The organism is Thermaerobacter nagasakiensis, assembly GCF_055396825.1.
In genome coordinates this window covers 246,420-266,522 of record NZ_AP043740.1, presented here as the reverse complement: position 1 = coordinate 266,522, position 20,103 = coordinate 246,420, and the positions used below count along the sequence as shown (strand labels likewise).

18 protein-coding genes are annotated in these 20,103 nt (G+C 73.9%); all 18 read left to right on the top strand.

Annotation, left to right across the window (positions count from 1 at the left end; all coding sequences use genetic code 11):
• Positions 1-25: 25 nt before the first annotated feature.
• The 18 genes from ACZ5T9_RS01105 (at position 26) to ACZ5T9_RS01020 (ending at position 20,028) form a co-directional block, all read left to right on the top strand.
• Positions 26-799, top strand: a complete 774-nt coding sequence (locus tag ACZ5T9_RS01105) for a sulfite exporter TauE/SafE family protein (RefSeq protein ID WP_464833492.1) — start codon at positions 26-28, stop codon at positions 797-799.
• 365 nt (positions 800-1,164) lie between these two features.
• Positions 1,165-2,670, top strand: coding sequence for a YVTN family beta-propeller repeat protein (locus tag ACZ5T9_RS01100; RefSeq protein WP_464833491.1), 1,506 nt, complete (start codon positions 1,165-1,167; stop codon positions 2,668-2,670).
• Positions 2,671-3,058: 388 nt separating this feature from the next.
• Positions 3,059-3,457: a holo-ACP synthase gene (locus ACZ5T9_RS01095; RefSeq protein WP_464833490.1), complete on the top strand. Its 399-nt coding sequence runs from the start codon at positions 3,059-3,061 to the stop codon at positions 3,455-3,457.
• A 206-nt stretch (positions 3,458-3,663) separates the two neighbouring features.
• Positions 3,664-5,499 carry an NAD(P)H-hydrate dehydratase gene (locus ACZ5T9_RS01090; RefSeq protein ID WP_464833489.1) on the top strand — a complete coding sequence of 612 codons (1,836 nt, stop codon included), beginning with the start codon at positions 3,664-3,666 and terminating at the stop codon, positions 5,497-5,499.
• A 231-nt stretch (positions 5,500-5,730) separates the two neighbouring features.
• Positions 5,731-6,921: an alanine racemase gene (alr, locus tag ACZ5T9_RS01085; RefSeq protein ID WP_464834464.1), complete on the top strand. Its 1,191-nt coding sequence runs from the start codon at positions 5,731-5,733 to the stop codon at positions 6,919-6,921.
• An 89-nt stretch (positions 6,922-7,010) separates the two neighbouring features.
• Positions 7,011-7,229 carry a hypothetical protein gene (locus tag ACZ5T9_RS01080; RefSeq protein ID WP_006904590.1) on the top strand — a complete coding sequence of 73 codons (219 nt, stop codon included), beginning with the start codon at positions 7,011-7,013 and terminating at the stop codon, positions 7,227-7,229.
• A 1-nt stretch (position 7,230) separates the two neighbouring features.
• Positions 7,231-7,581 (top strand): type II toxin-antitoxin system PemK/MazF family toxin, encoded by a 351-nt coding sequence (locus tag ACZ5T9_RS01075; protein ID WP_006904589.1) that lies wholly within the window; start codon positions 7,231-7,233, stop codon positions 7,579-7,581.
• Positions 7,582-7,651: 70 nt separating this feature from the next.
• On the top strand, positions 7,652-8,683 hold the full coding sequence (locus tag ACZ5T9_RS01070; protein ID WP_006904587.1) for an asparaginase: 1,032 nt from the start codon (positions 7,652-7,654) through the stop codon (positions 8,681-8,683).
• Between the two features lie 91 nt (positions 8,684-8,774).
• Entirely contained in the window at positions 8,775-9,698 is a 924-nt protein-coding gene (locus ACZ5T9_RS01065) for a uracil-DNA glycosylase (RefSeq protein WP_464833488.1), read from the top strand.
• Complete coding sequence (gene tsaE / locus ACZ5T9_RS01060) at positions 9,695-10,180, top strand: tRNA (adenosine(37)-N6)-threonylcarbamoyltransferase complex ATPase subunit type 1 TsaE (RefSeq protein WP_006904585.1); 486 nt, start codon at positions 9,695-9,697, stop codon at positions 10,178-10,180. The genes ACZ5T9_RS01065 and tsaE overlap by 4 nt, the downstream gene beginning before the upstream one ends.
• Positions 10,177-11,259: a tRNA (adenosine(37)-N6)-threonylcarbamoyltransferase complex dimerization subunit type 1 TsaB gene (gene tsaB / locus ACZ5T9_RS01055; protein ID WP_464833487.1), complete on the top strand. Its 1,083-nt coding sequence runs from the start codon at positions 10,177-10,179 to the stop codon at positions 11,257-11,259. Before tsaE ends, tsaB begins: the two co-directional genes overlap by 4 nt.
• Positions 11,260-11,449: 190 nt before the next feature.
• The gene (rimI, locus tag ACZ5T9_RS01050; protein ID WP_464833486.1) at positions 11,450-12,055 is read left to right on the top strand and encodes a ribosomal protein S18-alanine N-acetyltransferase; all 606 of its coding nucleotides are present in this window, start codon (positions 11,450-11,452) and stop codon (positions 12,053-12,055) included.
• On the top strand, positions 12,052-13,113 hold the full coding sequence (gene tsaD, locus ACZ5T9_RS01045) for a tRNA (adenosine(37)-N6)-threonylcarbamoyltransferase complex transferase subunit TsaD (RefSeq protein WP_006904582.1): 1,062 nt from the start codon (positions 12,052-12,054) through the stop codon (positions 13,111-13,113). Before rimI ends, tsaD begins: the two co-directional genes overlap by 4 nt.
• Positions 13,114-13,129: 16 nt before the next feature.
• Positions 13,130-13,780 (top strand): acyltransferase, encoded by a 651-nt coding sequence (locus tag ACZ5T9_RS01040; RefSeq protein ID WP_464833484.1) that lies wholly within the window; start codon positions 13,130-13,132, stop codon positions 13,778-13,780.
• Positions 13,781-14,059: 279 nt separating this feature from the next.
• Positions 14,060-15,496, top strand: a complete 1,437-nt coding sequence (murC, locus tag ACZ5T9_RS01035; RefSeq protein ID WP_464833483.1) for a UDP-N-acetylmuramate--L-alanine ligase — start codon at positions 14,060-14,062, stop codon at positions 15,494-15,496.
• 214 nt (positions 15,497-15,710) lie between these two features.
• The gene (guaB, locus tag ACZ5T9_RS01030) at positions 15,711-17,198 is read left to right on the top strand and encodes an IMP dehydrogenase (protein ID WP_464834463.1); all 1,488 of its coding nucleotides are present in this window, start codon (positions 15,711-15,713) and stop codon (positions 17,196-17,198) included.
• Between the two features lie 67 nt (positions 17,199-17,265).
• On the top strand, positions 17,266-18,690 hold the full coding sequence (locus tag ACZ5T9_RS01025) for a bifunctional folylpolyglutamate synthase/dihydrofolate synthase (protein WP_464833481.1): 1,425 nt from the start codon (positions 17,266-17,268) through the stop codon (positions 18,688-18,690).
• A gap of 153 nt (positions 18,691-18,843) precedes the next feature.
• Positions 18,844-20,028: an acetyl-CoA C-acetyltransferase gene (locus ACZ5T9_RS01020; protein WP_464833480.1), complete on the top strand. Its 1,185-nt coding sequence runs from the start codon at positions 18,844-18,846 to the stop codon at positions 20,026-20,028.
• The last annotated feature ends 75 nt before the right edge of the window (positions 20,029-20,103 follow it).

Sequence of the window (20,103 nt, the reverse complement as noted above, 5' to 3'; positions counted from 1 at the left end):
ATGGGACAAGGGGAGGAAGGTCCGGATGAGCGCCCTCCTTTTCCTGATCGGCCTGGCCGGCGGGTTCTTCTCGGGATTGCTGGGGCTCGGCGGTGCGATCCTCATGGCTCCGCTGCTCCTGTTCGTCCCGCCGCTGTTCGGCTTCCCGGCTCTGGACATGAAGCAGGTGGCCGCCATCACCATCGTGCAGGTGTTCTTCGCAGCGCTGTCCGGCATGGTGGTCCACTGGCGCAACCGGTTCGTCCACAAGGATCTGGTCCTGACCATGGGAGGAGCCAGCGCCCTCGCCGCCCTGGCGGGCGGCCTGCTGTCCGATCTGGTGAACCCCCGCGCGTTGCTCCTTCTCTTCGCCGGCGTTGCCACGGCCGCGGGCGTGCTGATGTTCCTGCCCCGCCGGGAAGAAGATCCGGACGCGACGGCGGACCACGTCCGCTTCAATCGGCCGCTGGCGGTGGCCATCGCCCTGGCGGTGGGGTTGGTGGGCGGGCTCGTCGGGGCGCCGGGCGCCTTCATCTATGTGCCCTTGATGATGTACGTGCTCAAGATTCCCACCCGGGTCACCCTGGGCTCGACCCTGGCCATCGTCCTCTTCACCGCGGCCTTCGGCATGGTGGGCAAGGTGGCGACGGGGCAGGTCGACTGGCCGCTGGCGCTGGCGCTGGTGCTGGGTTCGGTCCCCGGGGCCCAGGCGGGGGGGTATCTGTCGAAACGGGTCCGCGCCGGTGCGCTGCGCTGGATGGTCGCCGTCGTGGTCTGGGGGTCCGTGGTCCAAATGTGGCGCCAGGCCGTCTCCGGGTAACAGATTGTGCCGGCCGGGCAGGCCTCATCGCAAGAGGATTTCGGTCGCCAGCACCGAATACGGTGCAAGTGATATGGCAGTGCAAGTGATACGGAAGTGCAAGTGATACGGAGCTTCGATGCCGCGGTGACCGGCGGCCTGCGGGCCAGCGATGCCCTGAACATCTCAGGCCTGTGCGTGCAAGGCGCTGGTTCCCCGCGGCAGTGTCGTGCCTTGAAGGGGGTCCGTCGATCATGGGAGGGCACCGTCACGCGTCCGTGGAGCCATGCCGTGCTCGCGTACGTCCCGGCTCGCATGGGGCCACCCGCCTTGGCCTGGCCGGGCTGGTGGCCGCATCGCTGTTGCTCGCCGCGTGCGGCGGGGTGATGACCCCGGCGGCAACCTTCGATCCCGACTACGAGGTGCGCTGGTACGAGTCCCAGAACGCTGCCGGGCCGGAACTTGATCCGAAGTGGGACGGTAACGGCTGGCTCTACGTTGCCGACGAGGTGAGTCAGGGTGTCACCGTGGTCGACCTGGCCACGGGCGAGCCGGTGCAGTTCATCCGCACCGAGGGCGGGGTACCGCACCACCCCTACATTACCAAGGACCAGCGCTGGGTGCTGGTGACCATCCGCTACGGCGACTGGGTGGCGGCCATCGACACGGAGAACGGCAACAAGGTGCGCCGCATCGACCTGCCCAAGTCGGCCGACGGCAAGCCGGCGGGACCGCTGCACATGGGCATGACGCCGGACGGCCGGTACGCGCTGGTCACGCTGAACGGCTCCGGCGCCGTGGCGGTGCTGGATGCCACGGACCCCAAGTTGCTGCGTGTAGTGGAGGTCGGGAAGAAGCCCCGTGACGTGGTGGTCACCCCCGACAGCAAGAAAGCGTACGTGAGCCTGCAGGCCGACACGCGGGTGGCGGTGATCGACCTGGCGAACTGGAAGGTCGAGCACATCACCCGGACGGATACGGACTACGGCAGCGGTTCCGGCAGCGGCCTGGGGATGTCGGCCGACGGCAAGTACGTGGCCGTCGCCAATACCCTGGATGATGAAGTGATCATCATCGACACGGCGACGGACCAGATCGTCCACCGGGTCGGGAACGTGCCCAAGCCGGTGAACGTGGAGTTCCTGGGCAAGACCCACGTCATCTCCACCGGCAACCGTTCCGACGGCTCCTTCTCCTTCATCGATGCGGACAAGGGCCAGCTGATCAAGACCGTGAAGACGGGGGGCGGGGCCAACATCGCCTACTACGGTCCCGACGGCAACGTGTGGGTGAACCACAACGGCGCCCAGCACATCAGCGTGCTGGACTTCGAGACCTTCGAGGTCATCAAGGAGATCCCGGTCGTCCAGAACCCGCACTGGATCTACTTCTCGCCGGACGGGAAGACCGCCTACGTCACCAACTGGGGCGCCAACTCGATCTCCATCATCGATGTGGAGAAGATGGAGCGCGTCAACACCGTGACGGTGGGCCTCAACCCGAACGGCCTGGCGCTGAAGTCCAACGTCCCGCCGGACGTCATCGCCCGGTGGCAGGAGAACAAGGACCAGGCCAAGGAGGTCATCGCCAAGGCCGCCAGGCTGGTGATGCCGGAGCCCCGCTCGGAGGCCGAGGCGTTATTCTTCCAGAAGTGCACGATCTGCCACGACGTGGGCCGCATCATCCGCAACAACGCCCGGGGTGACCAGTGGGACGCCATCGTGGAGAAGATGCGGGGCAACGGGGCTCCCATCAACGACCAGGAGGCCAAGATCATCGCCGAGTATCTCAAGAGCGACCAGCACCGTAGCCTCAACATCAAGACCGAGCTCCAGATCGAAAAGCCGTTGGACCCGGCCAAGGGGTACGACGACGATCCCGCCATGCCTTAGGCGGGAGCTTGCGGCCAGGCCATCGGAAGCCGCCGCAGGAGCAGGATGCTCAGGCCGGCAGCCAGGGGAGGTCCGGCAGAGTAGGCCTGGCGACGTCACCGCAAAAACCAGCCCGGCGGGTGAGCCGGGCCAACCGTCACCATGCTGCCGAGCGCCCTTCCCGCAGTTGACGGGAAGGGCGCTCCGCCTATGGCGGGTGCACCGGCCGGGCGGGACCGCTCGAGGCGTCCACGGCCGGGAACCCGCACTGCAGCCCCACCCGCTCGCCGGAGGGGCAGCGCGCTCCCTGGCAGGGCCGTTTCATCCCGGACCGCCCGGTCTCCCGTTCCCGGTACCTTTTACCGGGCCGCCCGCTGCGCTAGAAAGAGGAGAGAGGGGAGCGAAGGGCGTGATCGTCGGGACCGGGATCGACATCGTGCAGGTGGAGCGCATCGAAGCCATCCTGCGCCGCCGGGGGTGGCGCTGGGCGGAGCGGGTCTTCTCTCCGGACGAGCTGGCCGCCGCCGGCACCGGGCCCCACAGGGCCCGGCGCCTGGCGGCCCGCTGGGCGGCCAAGGAGGCCTTCGCCAAGGCCTTGGGCACGGGCCTGCGGGGGTTGCGCTGGCGGGACATCCGGGTCCGCCAGGACGAGGGGGGCCGCCCGTGGCTGGAGGTCGCGGGCCGGGCGTCCGCCCTGGCCCGGGCGGCCGGCGTCCGACGCATCCACCTCAGCCTCTCCCACGACGGCCAGTGGGCGGTGGCCCAGGTGATCCTGGAAGGGGCCGGCCCCGGGGAGGGACGGCCGTGAGGGCGGAAGAACCGGCCGGAACCGCAGGGCCCGAATCTGTAGGTCCCGCAGCCGGGATGCCGGCCCCACCCGGCCGGGCATCCGGGATGCCGGGAGGGGCCGCCTCGCTTCCTGGACAGCCGCCGGCGGCTGCGACAGGGGTTTCCGCCACCGGCGTCGCACCGGGCGGCCGTACCGTCCTGGAAGCGGAACCCCGCCCTGCAGGGGTGTGGATCCTCTCCGCTGCAGCGGTCCGGCGCGGCGACCGCCTGGCCGCCGAAGCCGGGCTGGGCGGCCCGGTGCTCATGGAGACGGCGGGGCGCACGGCGGCCACCCTGCTCTGGAAGGTGGCAGGCCCCTTCTCGCCGCGGGAGCCCGTGGTGGTGCTGGCCGGCGGCGGGAACAACGGCGGCGACGGGATGGTGCTGGCCCGCTGGGTGGCCCGCTGGGCGGGGCCTGCCGCGGTGAAGGTCTTCCTGCTGGCGGAGCCTGCCCGGTTGCGGGGCGAGGCGGCGGTTCAATGGTCGTTGCTGGCCCGTTCGGGCGTGCCGGCGATCGCGCTGGCGGGCGAACCGGCCCCGGGCGCCCGGCAGGAAGCCCGCCAGAACCCTGGGGCGGAGGGCGGGGTGGTGCCGGCGGCGGACGCGTTCTTCTACCACCTGGAAGCCGCCGTCGCCCGCGCCCGGGTGGTGGTCGATGCCCTGCTGGGCGTGGGTGTGCGGGGTGCCCTGCGTCCCCTGGCCGCCCGGGCCCTTCAGGTGGTGGGAGCTGCGGGGGTGCCGGTCTTCGCCCTGGACTTGCCCTCGGGCCTTGACGCCGACACCGGGGAGGCGGCGCCGGTGGTGCCGCGCGCCACCTGGACCGTCACCTTCGCGGCGGCCAAGTGGGGCCTCTTGCTCGGCCAGGGCCCGGAACGGGCCGGGCAGGTCTTCGTAGCCGACATCGGCTGGCCGCAGGAGACCGGCACAGGCGCGGGTGGGACGGGCAGTGAGACGGAAGCCGGCGCGCCCGGCGGCGGCAGCGAAGGATTTCCCTCCGCCCGCGTCCTCGAGGCGGCCTCCGTGGCGGCCCTCCTGCCCCACCGGCCCTGGGATGCCCACAAGGGCTGGGCGGGGCACGTCGTCGTGGCCGGCGGCCGCCCGGGCCAGGTCGGGGCCGCGGTCCTGGCGGGCACGGCCGCCCTGCAGGCCGGGGCGGGCACCGTGACCCTGGCCGTGCCCGCCCCGGTGCGGGCCGAGGCCGCGGTCCACCGCCCGGAGATCATGACCTGGGCCCTTCCCGCCACAACCGGCGGCGAGTGGGATGCGGCGGCCGCCACCGCGCTGGCGCAGCGGGAAGGGGAGCGCCGCGGCCGGGTGGTTCGGGTCATCGGCCCGGGGCTGGGCCAAAGCCCGGGGGCGGCGGCCTGCCTGGCCGGATGGCTTGGACTCGACGGTCCGCCCGCTACCCGCGGGCCCGAAGATCCTGGGCCCGGGGCTGGTTCGCCTGCCGGTGTCCCGGCGTTCCCGCCCACCGTTCTGGACGCCGACGGGCTCAACCTGGCGGCCCGCCTGGGCATCGACCGCCTGCGGGAGCGGCCGGGATCCTTCCCGCTGGTCCTGACGCCCCATCCCGGCGAAGCGGCGCGGCTGCTGGGCTGGACCACGGCCCAGGTGCAAGCCCGGCGGCCCCTGGCGGCCCTTGAGCTGGCCCGCCGGTCGGGAGCGGTGGCCGTCGTCAAAGGGGCCGGCACCCTGGTTGCCGGGCCGGCGGGCGATCTGTACGCCTGCACCCGCGGCCACCCGGGCATGGCCAGCGCCGGCATGGGCGACGCCCTGGCCGGCATCGTGGGTGCCATGCTGGCCCAGGGGCTGGAACCTCTGGCCGCCGCCTTGGCGGCCGTGTTCCTCCACGCCCTGGCGGGGGAACTGGCAGCGCCTGCGGCCGGCGTCCCCGTCCAGGCCACGGAGGTCATCGCCCGGCTCCCCGCCGCCTTGCAACGGGTCCGGCGCGGGCTGCCCCGCAGCGCCGAAGCCCTGGGCGTGCCGGGAGTGGCGTGGTTGCGGCCGCCGCTGGCCGGCTGAGACGGCCGGGGAGTCCGGCCGCTTGGCCGGCCGCCTCTTGGGATGGCCCGGTGGCCGGCCTGCCTTGCGGACCGCTGGGGAAGCTGTGACGGCGAGACGGCCGCCGGCGGGACTTGCCGCCGCCGGCGACAGGGTCCCGGGCCGGACCGGCGAACCCATTGAGGTGCGGCCGTGGCCGGGGAGGGCCACCGGCGGCGCCGTTTCGACCACGTCACCGCCAGCGGAGGAGGAGTGGCCTTGGAAGGGCCGGGCCGGGGGCGGCCGGTGCGCCCCACCTGGGTGGAAGTCGACCTGGACGCCATCGCCCACAACGTGCAGACCCTCCAGCGGCTGGCCGCCCCCGCGCAGCTCATGGCGGTGGTCAAAGCCGATGGTTACGGCCACGGTGCGGTGATGGTCGCCCGCACCGCCCTGGCCCACGGCGCCCGGCGCCTGGCCGTGGCCGTAGTGGAAGAAGGCGTCCACCTGCGGCAGTCCGCCATCGCTTGCCCCATCCTGGTCATGGGCTGGATCCCGCCCTGGCAATACGCCCTGGCCCTGCGTTATGAGCTGGAGCTGGCGGTCAGCAGCGAGGAGGAGGCCCGTGCCCTGGCCGAGGCCGCCCGGCGGGACGGCCGCAAGGTGCGGGTCCACATCAAGATCGACACGGGCATGGGGCGCCTGGGCCTGCGCTGGGACCAGCCCCGGCTGGCGGAGGTCGTCGCCCGCATCGCCGGCCTGGGCGGCCTGGAGGTGGCCGGCGTCTTCACCCACCTGGCCACGGCCGACGACCCCGAGGCTCCCTTGACCGAAGACCAGCTCGGTCGCTTCGACCGGGTGCTCCAGGCCCTGGACGAACGCGGCCTGCGGCCGGGCTTGCGGCACGCTGCCAACAGCGCCGCCCTGCTGCGGCTGCCCGGGGCCCGGTACGACCTGGTGCGGCCGGGCATCGCCCTGTACGGGCTGGAACCCTTCCCCGGGGCGGTGGCGGCCTTCGGCCTCCAGCCGGCCCTGGCGTGGAAGACCCGGGTTGCCCTGGTCAAGGAGGTGCCGCCGGGCACTCCCATCAGCTACGGGGCCACCTTCGTCACCCGCCGCCGCTCCCGGATCGCCACCCTGCCTGTGGGATACGCCGACGGCCTGCGCCGGGCGCTGTCCAACCGCGGGCAGGTGCTGGTGGGCGGCCGGCGGGTGCCCATCGTGGGCCGGGTCTGCATGGACCAGGTGATGGTCGACGTCAGCGATGCCGGCCCCGTGGCCGTGGGCGACGAGGTGGTGCTGATCGGCCGCCAGGGCGGCGAGCAGATCACCGCCGACGAGATGGCCGGCTGGATGGACACCATCGGGTACGAGGTGGTGACCGGCATCGGCCGGCGGGTTCCCCGCATCTACTTACGCGGGGGCCGTCCCGTGGCGCAGGCGCCCCTGTCCCACCTTCTCTGAGGGAGCCGGTGGCGGGAAGGGAGCCGGCGGGCCGGCGGGCGCCGGTTCGTCCAAGCACGGGGAGCGAGGACCGCAAGGGGTGATGGGCGGTGGCGGAAGACGCCCAGTGGCAGGCGGTGGCCGCTGCGGCCACGCCTTCGCCCCCGCCGGCAGGAACCGGCGCGGGCACGGCAGGGTCCAACTTCACCGAGGAGGGCTTGCGCCGCGGCTATCAGGAGATGGGCCCCCTCAACCAGCGGCTGGCAGAGGAATGGCTCCCCGGGGAACTGGAACCCCGGCGCTGGGATTGGGGTGGGGAGGGCGGTTGACGTGGACGTCCGCCGCGGCGACATCTTCTTTGCCGACCTGAGCCCCGTGGTGGGGTCCGAACAGGGCGGCATCCGTCCCGTGCTGATCGTCCAGAATGATGTGGGCAACCGGTACAGCCCGACCACCATCGTGGCAGCCATCACCTCCCAGATCAACAAGGCCAAGCTGCCCACCCACGTGGAACTGCCGGCGGGCAGCTACGGGCTGGAGAAGGACTCGGTGGTGCTCCTGGAGCAGATCCGCACCATCGACAAGCGGCGGCTGCTGGAGCGGGTGGCGCGGCTGGATGCCGGCGCCATGCGCCGGGTCAACCTGGCGCTGGAGATCAGCCTGGGCCTGCGCGAGATCTAGGACCCGCCGGCAGCCAGGACCAACCGGCAATCCAGGACAAACCCGTGCGAAGGCGATTGGAGACGGTGGCATGGAACCCGAATGGCTGGTGGAAGTGACCCGGGGCGGCTGGGTGGAGAGCCGCCATGCCGGTCACGCGGTGGTGGTGGACAAGCAGGGCCGGGTGGTGGCGGCCCTGGGCGATCCCGAGCACATCACCTTCCTGCGGTCAACCCTCAAGCCCTTCCAGGCCCTGGCGGTGGTGGCGGCGGGTGCCGCCGGCGCCTTCGGCTTCGATGACGCCGAGGTGGCGCTGATGTGCGGTTCCCACGCCGGGGAACCGGAGCACGTGGAACGGGCGGCCGCCATGCTGGCCAAACTGGGGCTGGGGCCGGAGCACCTGGCCTGCGGGCCCCACCCCCTGTCGAGCCCCGCGGCCGTCGAGGCCCTGAAGGCGGCGGGCGGCGAGCCCACCCGGCTGCACAACAACTGTTCGGGGAAGCACGCCGGCATGCTGGCACTGGCGCGGTACCGGGGCTGGCCGGTGGAGGGCTACCACCGGCCGGACCACCCGGTGCAGCAGGCGGTACGCCAGCTGGTGGCGGCCCTGACGGGTCTCGAGCCCGGCGGTCCCCGCTGGCGCGAGGCGGTGGACGGCTGCGGGGTGGTCACCTTTGCCTTGCCCCTGGTGGACGTGGCCCGCATGTTCCGGTACCTGGGACGCCCCGACCTCTTGCCCCCCGGTCTCGACCACCTGGGACCGGCTCTGGAACGGATTCGGCGGGCGCTGATCGCCCATCCCACCATGATCCGCGGGGCCGGCCAGTTCGACACCGAGGTCATCCGGGCCACGGGCGGGGCGTGGATCGGCAAGGTGGGGGCGGAGGGATATTACGCCGGAGCCCTCGACACCGGGCACGCCGTGGCGCTGAAGATCGCCGACGGCCAGGATCGCGCCCGGCCCGTGGCCATTCTGGCCCTGCTGGGGCGGCTGGGCCTCCTGCCGCCGGGGGCCGGGTCCCTCCAGGCGCGGTGGGGCCGGGTGGCGGTGACCAACACCCGGGGTGAGACGGTGGGCGAGATCCGGCCGGCGGGCCGACTGGCCGGCGGGCCCTCGAGGTAGGCGATCCCCGCGGCGAGCCGAACCGGCATGTGGTGGAGGGACCGTGGCCGGGGAGGGGACCGGCAGCCGGTGGAGGAGGCGGCCTGGTACCGTGGCACGACCGGAAGCCGAGCTGATGCGCATCCACGACATGGCGACGCTGGAGCAGGTGGTCAAAGGCTGCACCGCCTGCGGCCTGCGGGCAGGGTGCCGAGGGGTGGTCTTCGGTGACGGCAACCCGTCGGCCCGCCTGATGCTCATCGGCGAGGGGCCCGGGGCCGACGAAGACCGCCTGGGGCGGCCCTTCGTCGGCCGGGCCGGCCAGCTGCTGGACCGCATCCTGGCGGCTTGCGGGTTCGACCGGCAGCGCCACGTCTACATCGCCAACATCGTCAAGTGCCGGCCGCCCGGCAACCGCACCCCCACCCCGGAAGAACGGGCCGCCTGCCTGCCCAACCTGCGGGCCCAGATGCGGCTGGTGCAGCCCGTGATCGTGGTGCTCCTGGGATCCACCGCCCTGCAGGCGCTGGTCGACCCCGCCGCCCGCATCAGCCGGGCCCGCGGCCAGTGGATCGTCCGGGACGGGGTCTGGTACATGCCCACCTACCACCCGGCGGCCCTCTTGCGTAACCCGGCCCTGAAGCGGGAGTGCTGGCACGATTTCAAGAAGGTGATCGACAAGTACCGGGAACTGGTCGACCCGGCCCACGTGGCGCCCCACTACCCGCCGGGTGCGGAAGGGCCGGCCCCGGCGGCGGACCGGCGCCGCGTCCCGGCGGGCGAGGAACCCTGGGCGGCGGGGAGCGCCGCGGCCGCGGGGAGCGCTGGCGGGCCGGTGGCCGGCGCGGCGGGAGCCGCAGCGGAGGAAGCCGCTGCGACCCGGGAGCCCGAGGGCGGGACCCCACCGGCCGGCTCCAGGGACCGGGTTCCGCCTGGCGACAGCGTGCCGTCCGGGAACGGCGTCCCGCCCGGGGACGGCGTCCACCAGTTGAACCTCTTTGACCAGGCGGGCGGCGAGGGGGGGAGCCGCCGGTGACGGGCTCCCGGACCGTGACGATCCCCTCCGCGGAGGCGATGGAGCGGCTGGGTGAAGGCCTGGCCGCCGCCCTGGCGCCGGGCGACTGGATCGCCCTGACCGGACCCCTGGGGGCCGGCAAGACCACCCTGGTCAGGGGACTGGCCCGCGGGCTGGGCTACCGCGGGCGGGTGGCCAGCCCCACCTTCACCCTGGTCCACCTCTACCGGGGCCGCCTGCCCCTGTATCACCTGGACCTGTACCGCCTGGAGGGCGAGGAGGCCTTGCGGGACGTGGTCGACCCGGCGGAGATGGAGGCGTCCGGCGCCGTGGTGGTGGAATGGGCCGACCGGGCGCCGGGGTGGATCCCCGCCGGAGCCCTCTGGCTGGAGCTGGCTCCCCTGCCGGCGGGGGAGGGCCGCCGGGTGACGGCCCGGGCCCAGGGGCCGCGGGCCGCGCGTCTCCTTGACACCCTCCCGGGAAAGGACGGCGGCTGGCATTGACCTGGATCCTGGCCATCGACACCTCGGGGCCCCGCTGCGGGGTGGCCCTGGTGCGGGACGGGGAGCCCGCCGGGGCGGAAGAACTGGCCGCGCCGGGCACCAACCGCGCCCTGATGCCGGCGGTGGACCGGCTCTGCCGGCAGGCCGGCATCGGCCCCCGGGATTTGGGCGGGGTGGCGGTGGCCTTGGGCCCCGGCTCCTTCACCGGCCTGCGCATCGGGCTGGCAGCGGCCAAGGGGCTGGCGGTGGCCCTGGGCTGCCCCCTGGCCGGCGTCGGGACGCTGGATGCCGTGGCCCTGGCGGCCGCTGGGGCACCCTCCGCACCCTCCCGGGACGGGGCGGCCGGCCGCCTGTGGCTGGTGGCGCGGCCCGCCCGGCGCGGGGAGTTCTACGCAGCGATCTACTCGCCGGGCGGCCGTGGGGCCGAAGCCGCCGGTGATCCTGCCGCGGCGGACGGGCCCGCCGGGACGGCGACCAGCAACCCGGTGGCCGCGGCCCGGCCGGCAGGCAGCATCCCGCTCCTCCGGCGCCTGTGGGGTCCCGGCCTGGTGAGCGCCGCGATGTTGCGGGAATGGCTGGCCGGGCCCGCGGCGGTACCGGCGGTAGCGGCGGTGCCGGCGGTGCCCCCGGCGCCGGCCGATGCCTCCCGCCTGGCCGGCGCTGAACGCGACACCCGGGCGACCCCGGGGGTGGCGGCCGGGGGCTGGGTGCTGGTCATCGACCCGGTGCACGGGGCCGAGTTCGCGCCGGGCGGCCGGGACGGGGCCAGGGCAGGCCGGGAGGACCGGGAAGCCCAGGGAGACCGGGGGGACCGGGGTGGCCGGGCCACGGCGCCGGCGGGGGAGGGCCCGGCAGGTTCGGCTCCCGGCCCGGGACCGGGGCCGGGCCCCATGGTGGTGCCCGACCCCGGGGCCGTTCCCCTGGCGGTGGCCCGGCTGGCCCAGGACCGGCTGGCGGCGGGGGGCGACGACCCCGGCACCCTGGCGCCCCTGTACCTGCCCGCCGGTTCGACCTACCGGCCTTACGTTCATCCCTCTGCCCACCCCATCCCCCCGTCCGGGACGGGGCGCAGCTCCTGACGGGCAGGTGGGCTGCGGTGCACGGGTTTCCCCCGCCCGCCCACTGGCCGGGGCGGGACATGGCCCACCGCCCGAAGGCCCCTGGCTGCCCGGGGGGAGCCGGCGACGCGCGGTAACCCCTGCCGTGGCCCGACACGCCCCGGCAGGGCAAGATGCTATGATGGAACTGCCCTCGCGGGAGGTGAGCGGGGTGGCCCTATCCCATGACGTGCAGAGCCAGCCCGGCGAGATCCGCATTGACCCCATGACGCCGGGCGATTTGCCGCTGGTGCTGGCCATCGAGCGCCGCTCCTTCCCCACCCCCTGGTCGGAGCGGGCCTTCGCCAGCGAGCTGCGCGACAACCTCTATGCCGACTACATCGTGGCCCGCCACGGGGACCGGCTGGTGGGGTACGCGGGCATGTGGTGCATCCTGGACGAGGCCCACGTCACCACCATCGCCGTCGACCCCGAGTTCCGGGGCCGGGGGATCGGCAACCGCCTGCTCACCGCCCTGGAAGAACGGGCCCTGCGGTACGGCTGCCGGCGCATGACCCTGGAGGTGCGGGTGAGCAACCACGTGGCGCAGCGGCTCTACCTGCGCCATGGCTTCCGCCCCTGCGGGATCCGGCGGGGTTATTACGTGGACAACGGGGAGGACGCCATCATCATGTGGCGCGACCGCCTGGACCCGCCGGGACCCGTGGCGGCGGAGGGGGAGGACGCCCCGCCCACCGGCCGGGATGCCGGGCTCCAGGCCGGGACGGAGCCGGCCACCGGTGCCGGCGCGGCCCCTGGCGGGAGCGAGCGCCCGTGAGCCGGCCCCACCTCACCCTGGGCATCGAGACCAGCTGCGATGAGACCAGCTTCGCCGTGGTGGCGGGCGGCCGCCGCATCCTGGCCAACGTGATCCTCAGCCAGACGGGCGAGCACGGCCGCTACGGCGGCGTGGTGCCCGAACTGGCGTCCCGGCGCCACGTGACCAACGCCGTGCCCCTGCTGCAGGAGGCCCTGGCCCGCAGCGGCATCACCCTGGCGGAGGTCGACCTGGTGGCGGTGACCCGCGGGCCGGGCCTGGTGGGCGCCCTGCTGGTGGGGGTCTCCCTGGCCAAGGCCCTGGCCTGGGCCCTGGACAAGCCGCTGGTGGGCGTCCACCACCTGGCGGGGCACATCTACGCCAACTTCCTGGCCGGTCCCGGGGACGAACCGGCCCCCGAGCCCCGCTACCCCGCGGTGGCGCTGGTGGTGTCGGGCGGCCATACCGACCTGTTCCACCTGCAGGAGGGCGGGGGCCTGGCCTGGCTTGGCGGCACCCGGGACGACGCCGCCGGCGAGGCCTTCGACAAGGTGGCCCGGGAGCTGGGGCTCGGCTACCCGGGCGGGCCGGTCATCGACCGCCTGGCCGAGCGGGGCGATCCCCAGGCCTTTCCTTTCCCCCGGGCCATGCTGGACGACGACTCGCTGGATTTCAGCTTCAGCGGCCTCAAGACGGCGGTGCTCTACGAGCTGGAGCGCCGGGGATGGCGCGACCCGCAGCGGCGGGGCGAGCTGGAGGCCCGCCTGCCCGACCTGGCCGCCAGCTTCCAGCAGGCCGTGGTGGACGTCCTGGTGGCCAAGACCCTGCGGGCCGCCCGGCAGGTGGGGGCGCGGCAGATCTACCTGGCCGGCGGCGTGGCGGCCAACCGGCGCCTGCGCCGGGACCTGGAGGCCGCGGCCCGGGAGGCCGGCCTGAACCTTGCCTGCCCGCCCCCGGTTCTCTGCACCGACAACGGGGCCATGATCGCGGCGGCGGGGTATGCCGCCTGGCGGCGGGGGCGCCGGGACGGGCTGGAGCTGGACGTCGATCCCGACCCGCCCCTGGACGAATGGTTTTAGCGCGGGAGGGGTGGCCATGGTGGCGGCAGGGGACGGGCAGGCCCAGGCGCGGCGCGGAGGCGGCCGGCCGCCGGGGGAGATGGCCTGGTCCCAGGCCCTGGCGGCCGCCGGAAGCGGCAACCCAAGGCCGGGCGGGGCCGGTTCGTCCGGCGGGGAGGGGGCCTGGCAGGCGGTGCCGCGCCAGCAGCGGCTGCGCCGGCACCCGGTGCCGCCGGGGCGCAACTCGCTGCACTACTGGCGGGAGGCCAAGAGCCTGCCCCGGGTGGCGTGGAACTTCCTGGTGATCTCCCTCTGCCGGATCCTGCCCTGGTTCGGGGTGAAGAACTTCCTCTACCGGCGCCTGGGGATGAAGGTGGGCCGGGACGTGGCCTTCGGCCTCATGGCCATGGTGGACGTCTTCTGGCCGGAACTGATCGAGGTGGGCGACAACAGCATCATCGGCTACAACACCGTGCTTTTGGCCCACGAGTTCCTCATCGGCGAGTACCGGACGGGGCCGGTGGTCATCGGCCGCGACGTGATGATCGGAGCCAACTGCACCGTCCTGCCCGGCGTGGTGATCGGCGACGGCGCCGTCGTGTCGGCCCACTCCCTGGTCAACGCCGACGTGCCCCCGGGCGCGGTGGTGGGTGGCGTGCCGGCCCGGCCCATCGGCTGCCGGGGCTGAGGGCGGCGGTTCCGCGCATGCCGCCGGGGCCGGCGGCGGCCGGGAGCAGGCCGCCGGGTTGCTGGCCGGGCCGGTCCCGCCCGGTGCGAATGTTTTCCAGCCCGCGACCCCAAGCTAGCCTTCAGAAGCTCTGGCTATAGGCCCCGGCAGGCCGCCGTGGCAACCCGCGGGCCCGCGGCATACATCGTGAAGTGCGCCGGGCGGCCGGCGGTGGACAAGGGAACGGGCGGCGCGATGCGAATTCATGGGGGCATAGATGCAGGGAAGGTGGAACGGGCGATGGAGGAACCGGGGTACGCGCCCCCCATGGACTGGTCGGGCAAGCGGGTGCACTTCATCGGTATCGGCGGTTACGGCATGAGCGGCCTGGCGCGCGTGCTCCTGGCCCGGGGCGCCCGGGTCAGCGGGTCGGACGTGCGCCCCTCCGATCGCACCCGGTGGCTGGCCGGGAACGGGGCGGAGGTCCACATCGGCCATGATGCCCGCCACGTGGCGGGTGCGGACCTGGTGGTCTACAACACCGACGTGCCGGCCGACAACCCGGAGCTGGTCGCCGCCCGCCAGGCGGGCATCCCCGTCTGGCACCGTTCCCAGGTCCTGGCCGACCTGCTCAACCACCGGCAGGGCGTGGCGGTGACGGGCACCCACGGCAAGACCACCACCACGGCCATGACGGGCCTGGTGCTGGTGGCCGGCGGGCTCGACCCCACGGTGCTGGTGGGCGGCGAGGTGCCGGAGTTCGGTGCCGCCACGGCGCGGCTGGGACATGGCCCCTGGGTGGTGGCCGAAGCCTGCGAGAGCGACGGCACCTTCCTGCGCTACTTCCCCCGGATCGCCGTGGTCACCAACGTGGAGCCCGAGCACCTGGACCACTACGAGGGCGACTTCCGGCGGCTGCTGGATGCCTTTCGGGGCTTCCTCGGCAACGTGCGGCCGGGCGGCCTGGTGGTGGCCTGCGGCGACCACCCCGTGGTCCGGCAGCTGCTGGCCGGTCTGCCGGCCGGCCGGGTCCGGGTCGCCCGTTACGGCGTGGAGGCCGAGGACTGCCACCTGCGGGCCCGGGACGTCCAGACCGGCCCGGAGGGAACGCGCTTCAGCGTCTGGCAGGACGGCCGGCCCCTGGGCGAGGTCACCCTGGCGGTGCCGGGGGAGCACAACGTGCTGAACGCCCTGGCCGCCCTGGCGGTGGGGCTGGAGGTGGGCGTTCCCTTCGGCGTCGCGGCGCAGGCCCTGGCGGGGTTCCACGGTGCCAAGCGGCGCTTCCAGGTGATCCACGACCGGGACGGCATCCTGGTGGTGGACGACTACGCCCATCACCCGACGGAGATCCGGGCCACCCTGCGTGCGGCGCGGCAGCGCCGGGGCGCTGCGGGGCGGGTCATCGCCGTCTTCCAACCCCAGCGCTATTCCCGCACCCGCCTGCTGATGGACGAGTTCGCCCGGGCTTTCGGCGACGCCGACAAGGTGATCCTTACGGAGATCTACGCCCCGCCGGGCGAGCGCCCCATCCCTGGCGTCTCCAGCGCCGTCCTGGCCGAGCGCATCGCCCAGGAAGAGGGGCGGCCCGTGGATCTCTTCGCCAGCCGGGAGGACCTGATCGAGCACCTGCTGGCCACGGTGCGGCCCGGCGATCTGGTGCTGACCATGGGCGCCGGCGACATCTGGACGGTGGCCCGGGACCTGGCCCGGCGCCTCCAGGCGGTGACGCCGGCCTGACGGGTCGGCCGCGACCCGTACACTGGTCGCGATCCGTACACTGGTTTCCGGTCCCCATTGAAAGGCCCACCCTGCCGTGTTACGTATGGAACCAATAACCCGGGTGCGCCGGGCGGCCGGCTTCGTCCCCGGCCCGCCCGACCGCCATGAACCCGGTGGGGAGGGGCGAAACGTGAGGGCCGATCCGATCACGGCCGGACCGGCCGGCGACGGGCTGGCCGGAGGAACCGGCCGCGCGGCCGCCGGCAAGATCGCCGGCGAAGGACTCACCTTTGACGACGTGCTGATCATCCCCGCAGCCTCGGAAGTGCTTCCCCGCGACGTCGACGTCTCCACCCGCCTGACCCGCCAGCTGCGCATCCGCATCCCTCTGGTCTCCGCCGCCATGGACACCGTCACCGAGGCCCGCCTGGCCATCGCCCTGGCGCGGGAGGGCGGCATCGGCATCATCCACAAGAACATGCCGCCCGAGCGGCAAGCGGCCGAGGTCGACAAGGTCAAGCGCTCCGAGCACGGGGTGATCGTCGACCCCTTCTCCCTCTCACCCCATCACCGGGTGCGCGATGCCCTGGAGCTCATGGCGCGCTACCATATTTCCGGTGTCCCCATTGTCGACGGCCACGGGATCCTGGTGGGGATCATCACCAACCGGGACGTGCGCTTCGAGGAGGATCTGGAGCGGCCCATCGCCGAGGTGATGACCCGGGAGGGCCTGGTGACGGCGCCCGAGGGCACCACCCTGGCCCGGGCCCGGGAGATCATGCGGCAGCACAAGATCGAGAAGCTGCCGCTGGTCGACGGCGCGGGCCGGCTGCGGGGGCTCATCACCATCAAGGACATCGAGAAGGCGATCCGCTACCCCAACGCGGCCAAGGACGAGCGGGGGCGCCTTCTGGTGGGAGCGGCGGTGGGCGTGGGCCCGGCGGGCCTCGAGCGGGCCGATGCCCTGGTGGAAGCCGGCGTCGACGTGCTGGTGGTCGACAGCGCCCACGGCCACACGCGCAACGTCCTGGAGACGGTCCAGGCCCTCAAGCGGCGCCATCCCCAGGTGCCCCTCATCGCCGGCAACGTGGTGACCGCCGAGGGCACCCGGGCGCTGATCGAAGCGGGGGCCGACGCCGTCAAGGTGGGCGTGGGGCCGGGCTCCATCTGCACGACCCGGGTGGTGACGGGGGCTGGCTTCCCCCAGCTCAGCGCCATCCTGGACTGCAGCCAGGAGGCGGACAGGTTCGACGTGCCGGTCATTGCCGACGGGGGCATCAAGTATTCGGGCGACATCGTCAAGGCCCTGGCCGCCGGCGCCAGCGCGGTGATGATCGGCAGCCTGTTCGCCGGAACCGAGGAGGCGCCGGGCGAGCTGGAGATCTTCCAGGGCCGCAGCTTCAAGGTGTACCGGGGCATGGGCTCCCTGGGCGCCATGAAGGAGGGGGGCGCGGAACGCTACTTCCAGGAAGGCGAGGCGAAGTTCGTCCCCGAAGGGGTGGAGGGCCGCGTACCCTATCGCGGCCCCCTGTCGGAGACGGTCTTCCAGCTGGTGGGCGGCCTGCGGGCGGGCATGGGCTACGCCGGGGCGCCGGACATCGAGACCTTGCGCCGCCAGGCCCGGTTCGTCCGCATCACCAGCGCCAGCCTGGTCGAGAGCCACCCCCACGACGTCACGGTGACCAAGGAGCCCCCCAACTACTGGCTGGGCCGGGTCTGAACGTTCGGAACACCTTCTGAGCCCGGGCGGGACGAGCCGGCCCGGCCGCCAAGGTGGGACGCCAGGGTTGCAGGAACGGAAGAGCGGTGCGGAAGGGCGGGCGCCGGGCCAGGCAGCGGTAGCCTACCTGCAGGGGCTCGGCCGTTTCGGCATGCGCCTGGGGCTGGAGCGCATCCGTGGCCTGCTGGAGCGGCTGGGCCACCCCGAGGAGGGCCTGCCGCCCGTCTACCACATCACCGGAACCAACGGCAAGGGGTCGACGGCCAGCCTGATGGAGGCCATCCTGCGGGCGGCGGGCTACCGGACGGCCCTCTTCACCTCCCCCCATCTGGTCCACTACGAGGAGCGGTTCCGCTTCGACGGCCGGCCGGTGTCGGGGGTGGAGCTGGCCGCCGCCGTCGAGCAGGTGCGGCGGGCAGCGGCGGCCCTGGCGGCCGGCGGAGGGGTGGAGCCGCCCACGGAGTTCGAGGTGGCGACGGCCGTGTTCTTCCTGCTGGTCCAGGCGCGGCGGCCCGACGCCGTGGTGCTGGAGGTGGGCCTGGGCGGCCGCTATGACGCCACCAACACGGTGCCGCGGCCGGTGGTGGCGGTGGTCACCAACGTGGCCCTGGACCACACCGACCGGCTGGGGCCCACGGTGGAAGCCATCGCCTACGACAAGGTGGGCATCGCCCGGCCCGGTGTCCCCCTGGTGACGGGCGCCCTGGATCCGGCGGCCCTGGCGGTCCTGCGCCGGGAGGCGGCGGCCCTGGGGGCGCCCTTGTGGGAGGTGCGCCCCGAGGAGGCGGCGCCGGAGGCGCGGGATCCGCGGGACCAGGGCGGGCAGGCGGCGGTGGCCACCTACCGGCTGCGCTCGGCGGGTCCGGACGGGGCCTGCTGGGACTACCGGGGGCCGGCCCCGGTCCCCGCCCGCTGGGACCGGCTGCCCCTGGCCCTGGCCGGACCGCACCAGGTGGCCAATGCCGCGGTGGCGGTGACGGCGCTGCTGGCGGCCGCCGCGACGGAACGGGGCCTGCCGGTGACCCGGGAGGCGGTGGAACGCGGCCTGGCCGCTGCGCGCTGGCCCGGCCGCATGGAGCGGGTCCGGTGGCGGGGCCGGGAGATCTGGCTGGATGGGGCCCACAACCCGGCCGGCATGGCGGCCCTGGCCCGGACGGTGGCGGCCCTCTGGCCCGATCGCCGGGTGGTGCTGGTGGCCGGCATGCTGGACGACAAGGACGTGGAACAGGCGGCGGCCGCCATCGCCCCGGTGGCGGCGCGGGCGGTGGTGACGGAGCCCCCCTCGCCCCGGGCCGCCCGGGCGGAGCGGCTGGCCGGGGCGCTGGCCGCACATGGGGTGGCGGTGGCCGTCCAGCGGGAGCCTCTGGCGGCCCTGGAGCGGGCCCTGCAGGAAGCAGGACCGGGCCAGCCCGTGCTGGTCTGCGGCAGCCTCTACCTGGTGGGGACGGTGCGCGCCCAGCTGCTGGTCCCCACGGCGGCACCCGGCGGCTGACCTTGCGGCACGCAGGGAACGGACCCTTACAGCCCGAACTGCCCGGTAGAGGCCGGCCCTGTCGCCCCGGCGGGTTCGCCGGCGGCGTCCCCGGGGCCGGGGCATCGCCTCGGATTTGCTCCATTGAGGCCGGCCGTGCGGGGGGAGAGTTCGGTGAAGCAAACCGTGATCATCGACGGGGCACGGACGCCCTTCGGCAAGTTCGGCGGGGCCTTGAAGGACGTCCCGGCGGTGGAGCTGGGCGCCGTGGCGATCCGGGCGGCCCTGGAACGGGCCGGGGTCGCCGGCGACCAGGTGGACTACGTGCTGATGGGCATGGTCGTCCAGGCGGGGGCGGGCCAGATTCCCTCCCGCCAGGCGGCGGTCAAGGCGGGGTTGCCGGTGACGGTGCCCTCGGACACCATCAACAAGGTCTGCGCCTCCAGCCTGCGGGCCGTGAACCTGGCGGATGCCCTGATCCGGGCCGGGGATGCGGCCGTGGTGGTGGCGGGCGGCATGGAGAGCATGAGCCAGGCGCCGTACCTGGTGCGCCAGGCCCGCTGGGGCGCACGCATGGGCCACGGCGAGCTGGAGGATGCCCTGCTCACCGACGGCTTGCTCTGCGCCTTCGGCGGCTGCCACATGGGCGTGTACGGCAGCCGGGTGGCGGCGGAGTACGGCATCACCCGCGAGGAGCAGGACCGCTGGGCGCTGCGCAGCCACCAGCGGGCCGTGGCGGCCATGGACGCGGGGCGGCTGGCGGAGGAGATCGTCCCCGTGGAGGTGCCGGGGCGCAAGGGCCAGGTGACCCGGGTGGAGGCCGACGAGGCGCCGCGCCGGGACACCAGTTACGAGAAGCTGGCCGCCCTGCCCCCGGCGTTCGAGAAGGACGGCACGGTGACGGCGGGCAACGCCCCGGGCATCAACGACGGCGCCGCCGCCCTGGTCCTCATGGAGGCCGAGCGGGCCCGGGCCCTGGGCCTCAAGCCCCTGGCCACCATCGTCAGCCAGGGGCAGGCCTCGCTGGACCCGCCCTACCTGCACACCGTGCCCTATTACGCTGCCGAGCGGGCCCTCCAGAAGGCCGGCCTCGGCTGGGACGACATCACCCTCTTTGAGGTGAACGAGGCCTTTGCCGCCGTGGCCCTGACCACCATGAAGCTGGGCGGCTGGGACCCGGAGAAGGTGAACGTCAACGGCGGGGCCGTGGCCCTGGGGCACCCCATCGGTGCCAGCGGCGCCCGCATCCTCCTGACCCTGGCCTACGAGCTGCGGCGCCGGGGCGGCGGGTACGGCATCGCCACCATCTGTAGCGGTGGCGGCCAGGGCGAGGCGACCCTGATCCGGGTGGATTCGTAAGCCCCGGGCGTCGTCCCGCCGGCACAGGTTGCGGCTCGCAGGCTCGCCCGTCCTGCGGCCTGCGGGCGCGCCCAG

Coding starts and splice junctions, on each gene's coding strand:
- ACZ5T9_RS01105 (WP_464833492.1), top strand. CDS start 26: ATGAGCGCCCTCCTTTTCCTGATCGGCCTGGCCGGCGGGTTCTTCTCG.
- ACZ5T9_RS01100 (WP_464833491.1), top strand. CDS start 1,165: ATGACCCCGGCGGCAACCTTCGATCCCGACTACGAGGTGCGCTGGTAC.
- ACZ5T9_RS01070 (WP_006904587.1), top strand. CDS start 7,652: ATGGAACCCGAATGGCTGGTGGAAGTGACCCGGGGCGGCTGGGTGGAG.
- ACZ5T9_RS01040 (WP_464833484.1), top strand. CDS start 13,130: ATGGTGGCGGCAGGGGACGGGCAGGCCCAGGCGCGGCGCGGAGGCGGC.
- murC (WP_464833483.1), top strand. CDS start 14,060: ATGGAGGAACCGGGGTACGCGCCCCCCATGGACTGGTCGGGCAAGCGG.